The 13,900-nt window shown below is 66.0% G+C and carries 10 protein-coding genes; 1 reads left to right on the top strand and 9 read right to left on the bottom strand.

All coding sequences use genetic code 11. From position 1 onward, the window contains the following. Nucleotides 1–332 precede the first annotated feature (332 nt). Complete coding sequence (locus I6F21_RS21260; protein WP_225142212.1) at nt 333–3,659, top strand: PAS domain S-box protein; 3,327 nt, start codon at nt 333–335, stop codon at nt 3,657–3,659. A gap of 134 nt (nt 3,660–3,793) precedes the next feature. Here I6F21_RS21260 and I6F21_RS21255 read toward each other — a convergent pair whose 3' ends face one another. From I6F21_RS21255 to I6F21_RS21215, 9 genes are all read right to left on the bottom strand, one after another. Then, nucleotides 3,794–5,767, bottom strand: coding sequence for a methyl-accepting chemotaxis protein (locus I6F21_RS21255; protein ID WP_225142214.1), 1,974 nt, complete (start codon nt 5,765–5,767; stop codon nt 3,794–3,796). Nucleotides 5,768–5,971: 204 nt separating this feature from the next. After that, nucleotides 5,972–7,144, bottom strand: coding sequence for an acetyl-CoA C-acyltransferase (locus tag I6F21_RS21250; protein ID WP_036030944.1), 1,173 nt, complete (start codon nt 7,142–7,144; stop codon nt 5,972–5,974). A 355-nt stretch (nt 7,145–7,499) separates the two neighbouring features. After that, entirely contained in the window at nt 7,500–9,089 is a 1,590-nt protein-coding gene (gene serA / locus I6F21_RS21245) for a phosphoglycerate dehydrogenase (protein ID WP_036030940.1), read from the bottom strand. 122 nt (nt 9,090–9,211) lie between these two features. Further along, complete coding sequence (locus tag I6F21_RS21240) at nt 9,212–10,384, bottom strand: phosphoserine transaminase (RefSeq protein ID WP_225142216.1); 1,173 nt, start codon at nt 10,382–10,384, stop codon at nt 9,212–9,214. Nucleotides 10,385–10,463: 79 nt separating this feature from the next. After that, nucleotides 10,464–10,670: a hypothetical protein gene (locus I6F21_RS21235; RefSeq protein WP_036009515.1), complete on the bottom strand. Its 207-nt coding sequence runs from the start codon at nt 10,668–10,670 to the stop codon at nt 10,464–10,466. 160 nt (nt 10,671–10,830) lie between these two features. Continuing rightward, nucleotides 10,831–11,295: a GNAT family N-acetyltransferase gene (locus tag I6F21_RS21230; RefSeq protein WP_225142218.1), complete on the bottom strand. Its 465-nt coding sequence runs from the start codon at nt 11,293–11,295 to the stop codon at nt 10,831–10,833. An 18-nt stretch (nt 11,296–11,313) separates the two neighbouring features. Next, complete coding sequence (locus I6F21_RS21225; protein ID WP_036009513.1) at nt 11,314–11,904, bottom strand: glutathione S-transferase family protein; 591 nt, start codon at nt 11,902–11,904, stop codon at nt 11,314–11,316. A gap of 70 nt (nt 11,905–11,974) precedes the next feature. Next, a complete protein-coding gene (locus I6F21_RS21220) occupies nt 11,975–12,862 on the bottom strand; it encodes an outer membrane beta-barrel protein (RefSeq protein ID WP_036009512.1) in 888 nt (295 codons plus the stop codon). Nucleotides 12,863–13,028: 166 nt separating this feature from the next. After that, on the bottom strand, nt 13,029–13,859 hold the full coding sequence (locus I6F21_RS21215; protein WP_036009511.1) for an outer membrane beta-barrel protein: 831 nt from the start codon (nt 13,857–13,859) through the stop codon (nt 13,029–13,031). Nucleotides 13,860–13,900: the final 41 nt, after the last annotated feature.

The raw sequence follows: 13,900 nt of genomic DNA, 5'->3' as shown, positions 1-13,900 counted from the left end.
GACTGTCACCCCACCTCGGTTCGCTCTCCGCTTCGCTGCGTGCGAACCGATCCACGGGCGAGCTACGCTCGTCCCGGGCCCTCCAGGGGAGGATGGGCGCCGTAGATGCCGCGAGCCCTGCGTCTCTTCGCAAGCGCCCACGCCTTGAATCCCTTGGATGCAACGTCGGCTCGGCTTGCGGGGTTGGCGGGATTAAGGTTATCGCCGCTTGGGAATCCATCGCGGGCTTTGGGCCGTGGACCTGGTCGCGGCTTCCGGGCGATACTAACCCTTTCTTAAGGCTGTCATTCCCGGCAGCCGCCACTCGTGAAGCGTGAGATGCAGCCGGCCTGATGACGCGTTCGGATTTCCAGTTGCGAGGGGTGGGCGATCCGCGGCTGGCCGTGCATGCGACCTCTGCCCTGCCGGCCTGGCTATGGTCGACCGACGGCGCGCGCGTGCTGTGGGCCAATCCGGTCGGCGCAAAACTGTTCGGCGCGGCCAACAGCGCCGGCCTTGCGGACAAGGTGTTCGGCCCCGCCGACAGCCATCGCCGCCAAATCGTCAGGCTCGCCCCCCAGCTGCCGGCGAACGGCGCAATGCGGCTGCAGCGGCTGCGCGGCTTCGGCGCCCGGTTAGGGGCGCTGATGACCTGTGCTTGCGCGCGGCTCGACTTTGCCGACGGCGGCCATGCGGTGCTGGTCATCGCGATGGACCCGACGCTGCGCACCATGCCGCTGGTCGAGCGGCTGCATCGGCTGGTCGCCGGCGCGAAGGTGCCGATGGCGGCGTTCGCGCCGGACGGGCTGTTCGTCGGCGCGAGCGAGGCCGCGCGCCCCCTGCTCGGCTTCCGCGATCTGCTCGAGGCCGGGCTCGACCGCGCCCGCAGCGATGCGCTGGCAACCGGCCGCGCTGCGACGCCGATCGGCATCGGCCAGATGGTTCTGCAGCGGGTCGGCAGCGGCGCCGATATCGGCCTGGTCGCGCTGATCGAGCCGGCCGCCTCCACGGCGGCGCACGAGGCCGCGCCCGACGTCACGCCCGCGCAGCCTCCGGCCGCGGTGCCGGAGGACGCACAGCCTGCGCCAGACGAGGCACCGTCTGCGATTGCGCTGTTCGACGCATTCACTGAGCCGGCCGAACCGCCCGCCGAGACGATTGCGCCGACGCCGGAGCCGGTCGTCCCCGCGGCGGCCAAAACTCCGGTTGAAAACCAGCCGCAAGCCATTGTGTCGCCGCAGCCCGCGCCGATCAATGCGGGCATGGTCGAGCCGACTTCGGGCCAGGACTCTTCTAGCCACCCAGAGCCGCCCGCACCGCGTCAGCATCCGCTGCGCTTCCTCTGGCAGATGGATGAAGAGGGCCGCTTTGTGCTCGGCTCCGATGAATTCATCCGCCTGATCGGCACGCACACGGCCGCCGGCTTCGGCCGCCCCTGGCGCGAGATCGCCGCGGAATTCTCGCTCGATCCCGAGGGCCGCGTGGCGAAGGCGCTGGAAAGCAAGGATACCTGGGCCGGCATCACAGTGAACTGGCCGGCCGACGGCGGCGAGCACATTCCGGTCGAGCTCGCGGGCCTGCCGGTCTACGACCACAACCGTGAATTCGCCGGCTTCCGCGGCTTCGGCGTCTGCCGCGATCTCGACGCGCTCAACCGGCTCGAGGCGCTCAGGCGCTTCGAGCTGCTCGTCGAGCCGCCGGCACAGGATCGCTCCACTGAGGCCGTCGCGTTCGATGCGGAGCCCGAGCCTGAAGCGGCGGCGGAAGCTGAGGCGGAGGGCGAAGCAGAGGCACCGCCGATCGCGCCATCCGAGCCTGAGCCGCAAGCCGAGCCTGAACCGCAAGCCGAACCCGACCTGCCAGAGCCCACAAGCGAGACTTCACACCCAACCCAACTGGACACGCCCGTGGAAACGCCTCCCAATGTCGTGCCGTTCCGCGTCGCCGGCGATACGCGGCCGCCGACGTTGACGCCGGTCGAGAACAGCGCGTTCAACGAGCTCGCGCGGCAATTGTCCGAGCGGCTCGAACGCGAGCGCGAGACCATCACGACCGACGCGGCCGGACCAGTGGCGGAGACCAGCGCCGAAGCACCGGAGCCGGAGCCGCCGCAGGCCGCCGCCGAATGGCTGACCGAGCCCGCACCGCCGCCGCGCGGGATGAGCGCGCGCGACCGCACGCTGCTCGACCTGTTGCCGACGGGCATCCTGATCTACCGGCTCGACCGCCTGCTCTACGCCAATCCCGCCTTCCTCGCGCGCATGGGCTATGACGGCCTGAACGCGCTGGAGCATGCCGGCGGGCTGGATGCGCTCTATGTCGAGCCGGGCGTGTCGGCGGCCAGCAGCACCACGCAAGGCGGCACGCCTGTGACGATCAGCGCGACAATCGCGAACGGCGAAACGCCGCCGCCCGCGACGGAAGCGCATCTGCACACGATCGAGTGGGACGGCGACAGCGCGCATGCGCTGATCTGCGCGCTGCCGCAGGCGGCGCCGATCGCGGCGGCTGCCGTCGCAGAGACCGTGGTGGCCGCAGAGCCTGACGCCGCGGACGCGGAGCCCGCGGCCGGCGATGCCGATGCCGAGGATCTCGCCGCCATCCTCGACACCACGGCCGAGGGCATCGTGATGTTCGACGCCGAAGGCAACATCCACGCCTGTAACCGCAGCGCGGAGGCGCTGTTCGGCTATGACGGCGAGGCGCTGCTGCAGCAGAATTTGCTGACGCTGTTCGCCCCCGAGAGCCAGCAGATCGTCGCGGATTATCTGGAAAGCCTGAAGAGCCAGGACATCTCCAGCCTGCTCGATCACGGCCGCGAGGTGCTGGGCCGCGAGAAGAAGGGCGGCGTCATTCCGCTTGCGATGATCATGGGCCGCACCCGCCCCGACGGGCCGAACTTCTTCGCCGTGTTCCGCGATCTCTCGCACGCGAAGAAGGGCGAGAGCGAATTGACGAAGGCCCGCCGCCTCGTCGACGGCGCGGCGAACGCCAAGGCCGACATGCTGGCGCGGATCAGCCACGAGATCCGCACGCCGCTCAACGCCATCATCGGCTTTGCCGAGGTGATGATCTCCGAGCGCTTCGGCGCGCTCGGCAACGAGCGCTACGGCGAATACATGAAGGACATCCGCGCTTCCGGCGAGCGTGTCATCGCCATCATCGACGACCTCCTGGAGCTGTCGCGGATCGAGACCGGCAAGCTCGACCTGAATTTCGCGAATTTGAACCTGAACGATTTGGTCGAGGCCTGCGTGACGGTGATGCAGCCGCAGGCCAACCGCGAGCGCATCATCATCCGCACCTCGCTCGCCCATGCGCTGCCGCAGGTGAGCGTCGACGCGCGCGCGATGCGGCAGATCACCATGAACCTGATCTCGAACTCGATCCGGCTCGCCAGCGCCGGCGGCCAGGTCATCGTCTCGACCGCGCTGACCGATCGCGGCGAGATTGCGCTGCGCATCCGCGACACCGGCCATGGCCTTTCCGAGCGCGAAGTCGCCGCCGCGATGGAGCCGTTCCGCACGCCGCCGCCGGGCGATGCCGCCGACAGCTCGGCGCTGAGCCTGTCGCTGACCAAAGCGCTGGTCGAAGCCAACCGCGCCCGGTTCAACATCAAGAGCGCCGGCCACGGCACGCTGATCGAGGTGGTGCTCGCGCCAGCGCTGGCGGGGGCGTAGGGCGCGGCACGCTCAAGCCGTCATTCCGGGGCGCGCCTCTTGGCGCGAGCCCGGAATCCATCGATCCGCATCAATGGTGGTGCAATGGATTCCGGGATCGTCGCTTCGCGACGCCCCGGAACGACGGCGGGGGCTCACGCCGCCCGCACCGTCTCCAGGAACCTGCTCACCTCGATCTTCAGCCGGCTGCTGTCGTTCGACAGCGATTGCGCCGCGGACAGCACCTGCGAGGAGGCGGATCCCGTCTCGGTCGCGCCCTGGCGCACGCTGGAGATGTTGGCGCTGACCTGCGTGGTGCCGGCGGCGGCGCTTTGGACGTTGCGCGAGATCTCGCTGGTCGCGGCGCCCTGCTCTTCCACCGCGGCCGCGATGGTGGAGGAGATTTCGGACAGACGCTCGATGGTGCCGCCGATGGTCTTGATCGCACCGACGGAATCTTGCGTCGCGACCTGGATGCTCGAGATCTGCTGACCGATGTCGCCGGTCGCCTTCGCGGTCTGCTCGGCCAGCGCCTTCACTTCCGAGGCCACCACGGCAAAGCCGCGTCCGGCTTCGCCCGCACGCGCGGCCTCGATGGTGGCGTTCAGCGCCAAGAGATTGGTCTGGCCGGCGATGGCGTTGATGAGCTCGACCACGTCGCCGATGCGCGCGGCCGCCTTGGACAATTCGCTGACGCGGTCATTGGTCTGCCCGGCCTGGGTGACGGCCTCGCCCGCCATGCGCGCGGAGGCCTGCACCTGGCGGCTGATCTCGTTCACGGAGGCGGTCAGCTCCTCGGCGGCGGACGCCACCGACTGCACGTTGGTCGCCGCTTCCTCGGACGCCGCCTCGACCAGCGTGGCAAGCTCGGTCGAGCGGCTGGCGGTCGTGGTCAGCGACGTCGCCGACGCCTCGAGCTCATTGGCCGCCGACGACACGGTCTCGACGATCTCGCCGATCGCGCCTTCGAAATCGTCCGCCATCCTGATCATGTCGGCGCGGCGGCGCTCGGCGGCGAGCTTGTCCTGCCTGATCTTCTCTTCGGCCTCCTCCTGCGCCTTCCGCTCGGCGTTGATCTTGAATGTCTCGACGGCTTGCGCGATCTCGCCGATCTCGTCGGGCCGGCCGAGGCCGGGAAGAACGATGGCGAAATTGCCGTTGGCAAGCTCGATCATCGCCGCGCGCATCGCGGTCAAAGGCCTCGAGACCGAACGTCCGATGAAGATGCCGAGGCCGAGCACGCCCGTCGCAATCAACGCGATCGCCACCGAAATCCAGAACTGGATGCTGGTGCGCTCGGCCTCGTTGAGACGGTCGGCATCGGCGCGGATGCGGTCAACCGATGTCGAGACCTGCTCGATCACGGGCTCGACCGACGCGAAGGCCTCGGACATCGCCTTCGATTCGGCCGCCAGCTTCAGCGCGGTCTCCATCCAGGCGGAGAAGTCGCGCTGATAATCGGCGAGCTTCTGGCGCAGCTCGGCCTTGGCGCCGTCGGCAATGGCTGCCGCGTCGAGGCCTGCGGCAAATTCGGACGCGCGCTTCTTCATCTCCTCGCCATATCTGGCGTTCCGACGCAGCATGAAATCCTTCTCATGCCGGCGCATCATCAGCATGATGACCTTGAGCTCGGAATACTGGAACTGGTCGACCTGGCTCTCGATGCCGTGGACGGAAGCGCGCAGGCGGCCTTCGAGCCCGGACTTCTCGTCGAGGCCGAGCCGCTGCCGTTCCTCGACCACCGCGGCGAAGCGGGCCTGATAGGTCTTCAGCGACGCATTCATCGCGTCGATCTTGTGCGCCAGCTCGGGCTGGCCGAGCGCTGCGATCTTGCCGCGGAGCGTCTCGATGTCGAGCGCCACCTGCCGGCTGATCTCGACCTGTCGCTGCGCCCTGGCCGGATCGCTGCGCAGCAGAAAATCCTTCTCGGCGCGGCGCGCCTCGAGCAGCTCGACCGCGATCCTGTTGTTCAGCTCGAACACGGTGCGCGCATCCTCGGCCGCGTCGCGATAGACGCCCATCCTCCGCTCGCCGTAGAGGTGAATGCCGCCGATCAGGACGACGCCGATGACGCCAATGACGCCGATCGCGGTGATCTTGTGAGTGAGTCGCAGGGAGAGGAGCCGCATCGTGAACCAAGCTGGTGGTGAGCGATGCCATTGATGAAGCGATATTCGGTGAAAGCTTCCGTTAATTTGCGGGCACGTATTAATACGTGTATTTCGCTACAATGCTCGCCGCTGTGCACGGTGACGTGCACAGGCACAGTTCCAAAAAAGAAGCACGGCGCTTCACCAGCGCCGTGCTTCCTTGTCTGCGCGAGACTTGGGCCTTTAGTGATAGATCTCGAACAGGCCGGCGCCGCCCTGGCCGCCGCCGATGCACATCGTCACCACGCCCCACTTGGCCTTGCGGCGGGCGCCTTCCTGCAAGAGGTGGCCGGTGAGACGGGCGCCGGTCATGCCGAAGGGATGGCCGATCGCGATCGAGCCGCCGTTGACGTTGTACTTGGCGGGATCGATGCCGAGCTGGTCGCGGCAATACAGGCACTGGCTGGCGAAGGCCTCGTTGAGCTCCCACAGATCGATGTCGTCGATCTTGAGGCCGGTGCGCTTCAGGAGCTTCGGAATCGCGAACACCGGGCCGATGCCCATCTCGTCCGGCTCGCAGCCGGCGGTTGCCCAGGCGACGAAGCGGCCGAGCGGCTTGAGGCCGCGCTTCTCGGCGTCCTTGGCTTCCATCAGCACCACCGCGGCGGCGCCGTCGGAGAGCTGGCTGGCATTGCCGGCGGTGACGAACTTGCCGGGGCCCTTCACCGGCTCGAGTTTTGCCAATCCTTCCATCGTCGTTTCGGGACGATTGCATTCGTCGCGATCGACGGTGTAGTCCACGATCGACTCGGCCTTGGTCTGCTTGTCGACGACCTTCATCTTGGTCTTCATCGGGACGATCTCGTCCTTGAACTTGTTCGCCTGCTGGGCCGCGGCCATGCGGCGCTGCGATTCCAGCGAGAACTCGTCCTGATATTCACGGCTGAGCTTGTAGCGCTCGGCGACGATGTCGGCGGTGTCGATCATCGCCATGAAGATGTCGGGGGCGACCTTGAGCAGTTCCGGATCGACCGATTCCTTCGGCGTGCCGCCGCCGGGAATCGAGATGCTCTCGACGCCGCCGGCGACGATGCAATCGGCGCCGTCGGAGCGGATCGAGTTGGCGGCCATCGCGATGGTCTGCAGGCCCGACGAGCAGAAGCGGTTCACCGACACGCCGGCGGTGGTCTTCGGCAGCCCCGCGAGCAGCGCGGCCTGGCGGCCGATGTTCGGCGCCCCATGGGCGCAATTGCCGAGATAGCAGTCCTCGACATAGTCCTTCTCGACGCCGGCGCGGTCCACCGCGTGATGAATGGCGTGGGCCGCGAGCGACATCGGCGGCGTGATGTTGAACCCGCCGCGGCCGGATTTCGCCAGGCCCGTGCGCGCATAGGAAACGATGACGGCTTCACGCATTGTTTTCTCCCTTGTCGAACGATTTGGAACGGAGCGTCCTGACGCCATTGGTACACAAAGATTGGGGGTGGGGAAAATGAAAACGCCGCCTCCCGCGATGGAGACGGCGTTGTTCCGCGTGTCGGAATATATGATATGATGATCGTCATTCCGGGGCGTGCGCGCCCGCTCTATCCACACGTCATGCCCGGGCTTGTCCCGCCTGCGCGGCCGAAGCCGCTTCGGCGCGGCGAAGGGCCGGGCATCCACGTTCTTCGCGCCGAGCGGCAAGACGTGGATGGCCGGGTCATAGGCGAGCGGAAGCGACGCCGTCCTTCGGACTGCTATGCCCGGCCATGACGCCGGTGGGAGCCGCTCAGAACGTCAGCGCCTTGGCCTGCTTGACCTGCGGCAGGGCCTGCACCTTGGCGAGCACGTCGGCCGGCACCACACCGTCGACCTCGACCAGCGCAATGGCATCGCTGCCCGGAGCGACCCGGCCGAGATGGAAGGTCGCGATGTTGATCTTGGCGTCGCCCAGAAGCCCCGCGAACTTGCCGATGAAGCCCGGCTTGTCCTCGTTGGTGACGTAGATCATCGACTTGCCGAACTCGGCGTCGACGCGGATGCCCTTGATGTCGACGAGGCGCGGCTTGCCGTCTGCATAGACGGTGCCCGAGACCGACCGCTCCTGCCGCTCGGTGGTGACCGTGACGGTGATCAGGCTCTCATAATCGCTCTGCGCGGCGCGGACGATCTCGTCCACCACCATGCCGCGCTCCTTGGCGACGACCGGCGCGGACACGACGTTGACCTCGCCCAGCATGGGCCGCAGCAGGCCCGACAGCACCGCGGAGGTGATCGCCTTGATCTTCATCTCGGCGACGTGGCCCTCATAGGTGATCTCGACCTTGAGGATGCCGCTCTCGGTGAGCTGGCCGGCGAACGAGCCGAGCTTCTCGGCGAGCGCGATGAACGGTTTCAGCTTCGGCGCTTCTTCCGCCGTGATCGAGGGGAAGTTGACCGCGTTCGAGATCGCGCCGGTGAGCAGGTAATCCGACATCTGCTCGGCAACCTGCAGCGCGACGTTCTCCTGAGCCTCGGTGGTGGAGGCGCCGAGATGCGGCGTGCAGATCACGTTGGGATGGCCGAACAGCACGCTCTTGGTCGCGGGCTCCTCGACGAAGACGTCGAAGGCGGCGCCGGCAATGTGCTTGGCGTTGAGCGCATCGACCACCGCCTGCTCGTCGACGAGACCGCCGCGGGCGCAATTGATCAGGCGCACGCCCTTCTTCATCTTGGCGATCGCGGCCGCGTCGATGATGTTCTTGGTCTTCTCGGTCAGCGGCGTGTGCAGCGTGATGAAGTCGGCGCGCCTGAGCAGATCGTCGAGATCGACCTTCTCGACGCCGATGTCCTTGGCGCGCTCCGGCGACAGGAACGGGTCGAACGCGATCACCTTCATGCGCAGGCCGAGCGCGCGGTCGGCGACGATCGAGCCGATATTGCCGCAGCCGACGACGCCCAGCACCTTGCCGGTGATCTCCACGCCCATGAAGCGGTTCTTCTCCCACTTGCCGGCCTGCGTCGAGGCATCGGCCTGCGGGATCTCGCGGGCGAGCGCGAGCATCAGGGTGATGGCGTGCTCGGCGGTCGTGATCGAATTGCCGAACGGCGTGTTCATCACGATGATGCCCTTGGCCGTCGCGGCCGGGATCTCGACATTGTCGACGCCGATGCCGGCGCGGCCGATCACCTTCAGCCTGGCCGCCTTCTCGAGGATCTTGGCGGTCGCCTTGGTCGCGGAGCGGATCGCAAGGCCGTCGTAATTGCCGATGATCTCGGCCAGCTTGTCCTTGTCCTTGCCGAGATTGGGCTGGAAGTCGACCTCGACGCCGCGATCCCTGAAGATCTGCACGGCAGCGGGCGAGAGCGCGTCGGAAATGAGAACTTTGGGTTTGGTCATGGGATGATCCGTTGTGCGTGCTGCATTTACGGCACGTCATCCGCGGTCTTGACCCGCGGATCCATCTCTCTTGATTGATGGATGGCCGGGTCAAGCCCGGCCATGACGAGGATTAGGTTTGCTTACGCCGCCTTCGCGAGCGTGGCCTTGGTCTCGGCGAAGGCCCAGTCGATCCACTGCGTCAGCAGCTCGACGTCCTTTGCTTCCACCGTGGCGCCGCACCAGATGCGCAGGCCGGCCGGCGCGTCGCGGTAATAGGCGAAGTCGTAGCCCGCGCCTTCCTTCTCGACGAGGGCCACCAGCTTCTTGCTGAACTCCGCCTGCGCGTCCTCGGAGAGCGAGGTGATCGCGGGATCGGTGAACTTCAGGCACACCGAGGTGTTGGAGCGGATCGAAGCGTCCTTGGCGAGGAAGTCGATCCAGGGCGTCTTCCCCTTCCAGTCCGCCAGCACCTTGGTGTTGGCATCGGCGCGCGCGATCAGCGCCTTGAGACCGCCGATCGACTTGGCCCAGTTCAGCGCATCGAGATAATCCTCGACGCAGAGCATCGACGGCGTGTTGATGGTCTCGCCGACGAAGATGCCTTCGTTGAGCTTGCCGCCCTTGGTCATGCGGAAGATCTTCGGCAGCGGCCAGGCCGGCTTGTAGGTTTCGAGCCGCTCCACCGCGCGGGGCGATAGGATCAGCATGCCATGCGCGGCCTCGCCGCCGAGCGCCTTCTGCCAGGAGAAGGTGACGACGTCGAGCTTGGCCCAGTCGAGCGCCTGCGCAAATGCGGCGGAGGTCGCATCGCAGATGGTCAGGCCTTCGCGGCTCGCGCTGATCCAGTCCGCGTTCGGAACGCGCACGCCCGACGTGGTGCCGTTCCAGGTGAAGACGACGTCGCTCTTGGGATCGACCTTCGACAGATCGGGGATCTCACCGTAGCCCGCATTGAGCTTGGTGACGTCCTTGAGCTTCAATTCCTTGACGATGTCGCTGACCCAGCCCTCGCCGAAGGATTCCCAGGCGAGCGTGGTGACCGGCCGTGCGCCAAGCAGCGACCACAGCGCCATCTCGACCGCGCCGGTATCGGAGGCCGGCACGATGCCAATGCGGTAATCGGAGGGGACCTCAAGCACTTCGCGCGTCAGGTCGATCGCTAGCTTGAGCTTGGCCTTGCCGATCTTCGCGCGATGCGAGCGGCCGAGAGCTGCGTCCTTGAGATTTTGGGCGTTCCAGCCGGGGCGCTTGGCGCAGGGGCCGGAGGAGAAATGCGGCACGGTCGGCCGCGAAGCGGGCTTCGCTACAGTCATGATCTACCCTTCCAGATAGTAAGCCTCCCGTTGGGGGGAGGTGTCCCGCCGCGGCTGATACGGGAATCGGGAAGGTCCGTCAAGGAAGTTCCGGGGCCTCACGCGCCAGTGATGGCGCTTCCGGTGCAATATCAGGGGATTCGACAACAGTGAGCGCGTTCAGCAAGTCCGTGGCATCGCTGATCAATTGCGCCGCCTTGCGGCGGCTTCCGACCTTCAAAATGCATTTGTCATTGGCCTGCACGACGTAGTCGTTGCCGACCTTGATCATCGAATAGCTTGTCATTGAAATGTCCCGAACCGAGCGAGCCCGGTGTCAGATGCCCCCGTAGCACCCTTCGTTCCTTCATCAATGTGAACGACGGAGCGGTAGTTTACCGGCTCTTAACACGACCGAATGAAAAGCCCGCTTTTCGCCGGCTGCGAAGCGCTCGCGTCGCGCTGCCTCAAAAGCGGACAGTCATGCCGACGTGACTCGCCGCAAAGCCGAGCCGCTTGTAGAAGCGCTGCGCATCGACGCGCGTCTGATGCGTGAGCAACTCGACCAGATTGCAGCCGCGCGCCTTTGCTTCCGTCACGGCCCATTGCACCAATTGCTCGCCGATGCCGCGGCTGCGACACTCGGTGGCAACGCGAACGTCCTCGAGCAGTCCGCGGGATCCGCCCTGCGAGCTCAGGCCCGGCAGAATCGCGAGTTGCAGGCAGCCGACCACCCTGCCCTCACTCTCGGCAACCACCAGCGTCAGATTCGGATCGCGCGCGATCCGCGCGAATGCGTCGTAATAGGAGGACGGCAACGGATCCTCCACGCGCTCGCGCGCGCGGCCGAGATGATCGTCGGCGAGCATCGCCACGATCGCGACGACGTCCTCGCGGCGCGCGGGACGGATAGAGACGGCTTCGGCATTCATGTCAGGCGACTCCGCACCTCAGCGCGCCGGCGGAAGGCCGAGAAACGCTTCGACGTCGCCGATCCAGCGGCGGACGGAGGCATAACGACCGAGGTCGAAGCCACCTTCATGCGCGAGGCGCGTATAGGCGAGCAGCGACACGTCGGCGAGCGACACCTCCTCGCCGGCGAACAAGCGGCTGGCGGCGAGATGCTGCTCCATGCGGTCGAGCGCCGCATAGCCGCGCTTGACCTTTTCAGGATCGAGCTCGGAGGCATCCTTGCCGAGATAGACCATGAGGAAGCGGCACACGGCGATATAAGGCTCGTGGCTGTACTGCTCCCAGAACAGCCATTCGTCCATCTTGGCCGCCGTGAAGGCGTCGCGCGGAACCAGCACGCTGTCGCGGGCGACATAGCGGATGATGGCGTTGGACTGCGCCAGCGTACGGCCGTCGTCGAATGCGACGGTCGGCACCTGGCCGGCGCCGTTCATCTTCAGGAATTGCGGCGTGCGCGTCTCGCCCTTGCGGGTGTCGATCTCGATCCACTGGTAGGGCACAGCGAGCTTGTCGCAGACCCACTTCACCTTGAGACAATTGCCGGAATTGCTGTCGCCGTAGATCTTCATCGCTGCCGCCCCGCTTTCGGAACGAGAGAGCATCAGGACGAAGCGCAGCTGTCAACAGGAAGCGGACGGCTCAGAACTTGTAGCCGACGCCGAGGCGCGCGTTGTTCAACGTCACCTGCGTGTTCATGACGGGCGAGAATCTCACATATTCGTATTCGATGCGGGCGAACAAGCCGTCCCAAACGCAGTATTCGAGCCCGAGGCCGGCGGTCCAACCCACTGCGTACGTGTTGGTCCTGTGCTGACCTTGCGTGCCCGACTGCGCAGGAACCGGGCCCCACGTTCCAAGTATCGTCGTGGTGTTGCCGAAGAAATCCGTCGTCGTCGTGTCCTGTCGCATCGAGACGCTGCTGGTCACGGTGCGCGACACGTCCATTCGCCCGACGGCAGCGCCCATGAAGGCATAAGGCATGAAGCTGCCGCCGTCCCAACCCACGCGGCCGCGGAGCGTCACCATGTCTTTGACCTGTGCCGCCGCGGCACCCGTCAGCGTGACGGCATAGTTGTTGGTGACGCCGGGCGCCCGCACCTCACCAGGCGGGTTGACGATGACGAGCGAGTTGGTTCCTGACGTCAATGTCGCCATATCGTTGAAGTAGCTGTAAGTGCCCTCGAGACTGAGAACGGCATCATACCATTGCCAGTTGCGGCCGACGAAGCCACCGAAATTGGTGCTTTGAGTGTTGGTCTTGTTCAGCAGCGACCACGTCGAGGTCGGCCCCTGGAGTACGCTGTCGCGGAAGATGTAGTTGGTCAGTCCGACCACGCTCTGACTGAAATCCGTGGCATCTGCGGTATAACCGCCATGACCGCCGACATAGAAGCCATTCCAATTGACGGAGGTCTTCGACAGACCGTCGGCGAAGCCGCCGCGCAGCACGGGCAGGTCCGGCATGTCGGCCGCTTGCGCGGCAGACACCGTCCCCAACATCGCCGCTGCCAACACCAGCCTACGCATCACCACGCTCCATCGGACTCGAACTGTTGCGATGATCATCGCCTGTTAACCTTAACCAATGGTTGCGCCAGGCGCCTTCGCCGCACCTCGCCATGAAAAATACGCAAAGCAAAACGGCGCGGGATGATCCCGCGCCGTTAAGGAGTCCTAACCGATCAGGTTGCGATCAGCCCTTGGTGACCAGCGGCGGCGGCACGTAGGCCGGCGGGCTGTTGAGATCCCAGCGCACGCCGAGCTTGACGTCGTGTGAGGTGATGTCCCTGACCTTGATCGAGGTCGGGCCGGAAGCGCTGTTGTCGAACAAACGGTAGTTGCCGGGCGCGGCATCGCCGAGGTTCATGTAGCTGTAGGCCAGTTCGACGGTGAAGCCGGGATTGACCTTGTAGGCAAGACCGGCGTGAGCGGCCCAGGCGAGGTTCCACTTTCCGTTGTCGGCAAAGTAGGCGACGCTGTTGTTGAGCAGCGGGCTGTAGGACACGCCGTCGTCGCGGAAGCCGCTGAGCTTGTTGTAGGAGCCGCCGACGCCCGCGCCGATGAACGGAGTGACGCACCACCAGGTGCCGAGGTCGACATAGGCGTTGGCCATCACGAGCCACTCGGACTTGCTGCCGCTGTAGTTGTTGACGCCGACGAAGCCGGGTCCCACGACATTGTCGCTACCGTGCAAATTGGCCTTGCCCCGGTACTGGCCGATGACGTCGGCGCGGAACCAGTTGTTGAAGCGATAGCCGACGCCGAGGCCGAACAGCGGCGAGGAGTCGAAGCCGAGGCCTTCCGTCGTCTTCGAGTACCCGGCCGGCAGGGCGCTCTCGATGCGCTTCGCGCTCTGGTTGGTCATGCCGATGTCGCCGCGCAGATACCAGCCGCCGAAGTCGGCGGGCGGAGCCGGCGGCGCGTACATCGGAGGGGGGGCGGCGATCGGCATATCGGCGGCGAACGCCATCGACGAGATCAGGGTTGCCGCACCCGCGGCAAGGAGAGACTTAACGCTACGCATTGGCTTCGTCCTTATGGCCGGTGAGGCTGAATACGAGCGCC

It is taken from the genome of Bradyrhizobium sp. NBAIM03, assembly GCF_020194055.1.
Classification (GTDB): Bacteria; Pseudomonadota; Alphaproteobacteria; order Rhizobiales; family Xanthobacteraceae; genus Bradyrhizobium; species Bradyrhizobium yuanmingense.
The sequence above is the reverse complement of the archived record's forward strand: the minus strand, read 5'-3'. Positions and strand labels throughout refer to the sequence as shown.

Coding starts and splice junctions, on each gene's coding strand:
- I6F21_RS21255 (WP_225142214.1), bottom strand. CDS start 5,767: ATGCGGCTCCTCTCCCTGCGACTCACTCACAAGATCACCGCGATCGGC.
- serA (WP_036030940.1), bottom strand. CDS start 9,089: ATGACCAAACCCAAAGTTCTCATTTCCGACGCGCTCTCGCCCGCTGCC.
- I6F21_RS21235 (WP_036009515.1), bottom strand. CDS start 10,670: ATGACAAGCTATTCGATGATCAAGGTCGGCAACGACTACGTCGTGCAG.
- I6F21_RS21260 (WP_225142212.1), top strand. CDS start 333: ATGACGCGTTCGGATTTCCAGTTGCGAGGGGTGGGCGATCCGCGGCTG.
- I6F21_RS21230 (WP_225142218.1), bottom strand. CDS start 11,295: ATGAATGCCGAAGCCGTCTCTATCCGTCCCGCGCGCCGCGAGGACGTC.
- I6F21_RS21240 (WP_225142216.1), bottom strand. CDS start 10,384: ATGACTGTAGCGAAGCCCGCTTCGCGGCCGACCGTGCCGCATTTCTCC.
- I6F21_RS21220 (WP_036009512.1), bottom strand. CDS start 12,862: ATGCGTAGGCTGGTGTTGGCAGCGGCGATGTTGGGGACGGTGTCTGCC.
- I6F21_RS21225 (WP_036009513.1), bottom strand. CDS start 11,904: ATGAAGATCTACGGCGACAGCAATTCCGGCAATTGTCTCAAGGTGAAG.
- I6F21_RS21215 (WP_036009511.1), bottom strand. CDS start 13,859: ATGCGTAGCGTTAAGTCTCTCCTTGCCGCGGGTGCGGCAACCCTGATC.
- I6F21_RS21250 (WP_036030944.1), bottom strand. CDS start 7,144: ATGCGTGAAGCCGTCATCGTTTCCTATGCGCGCACGGGCCTGGCGAAA.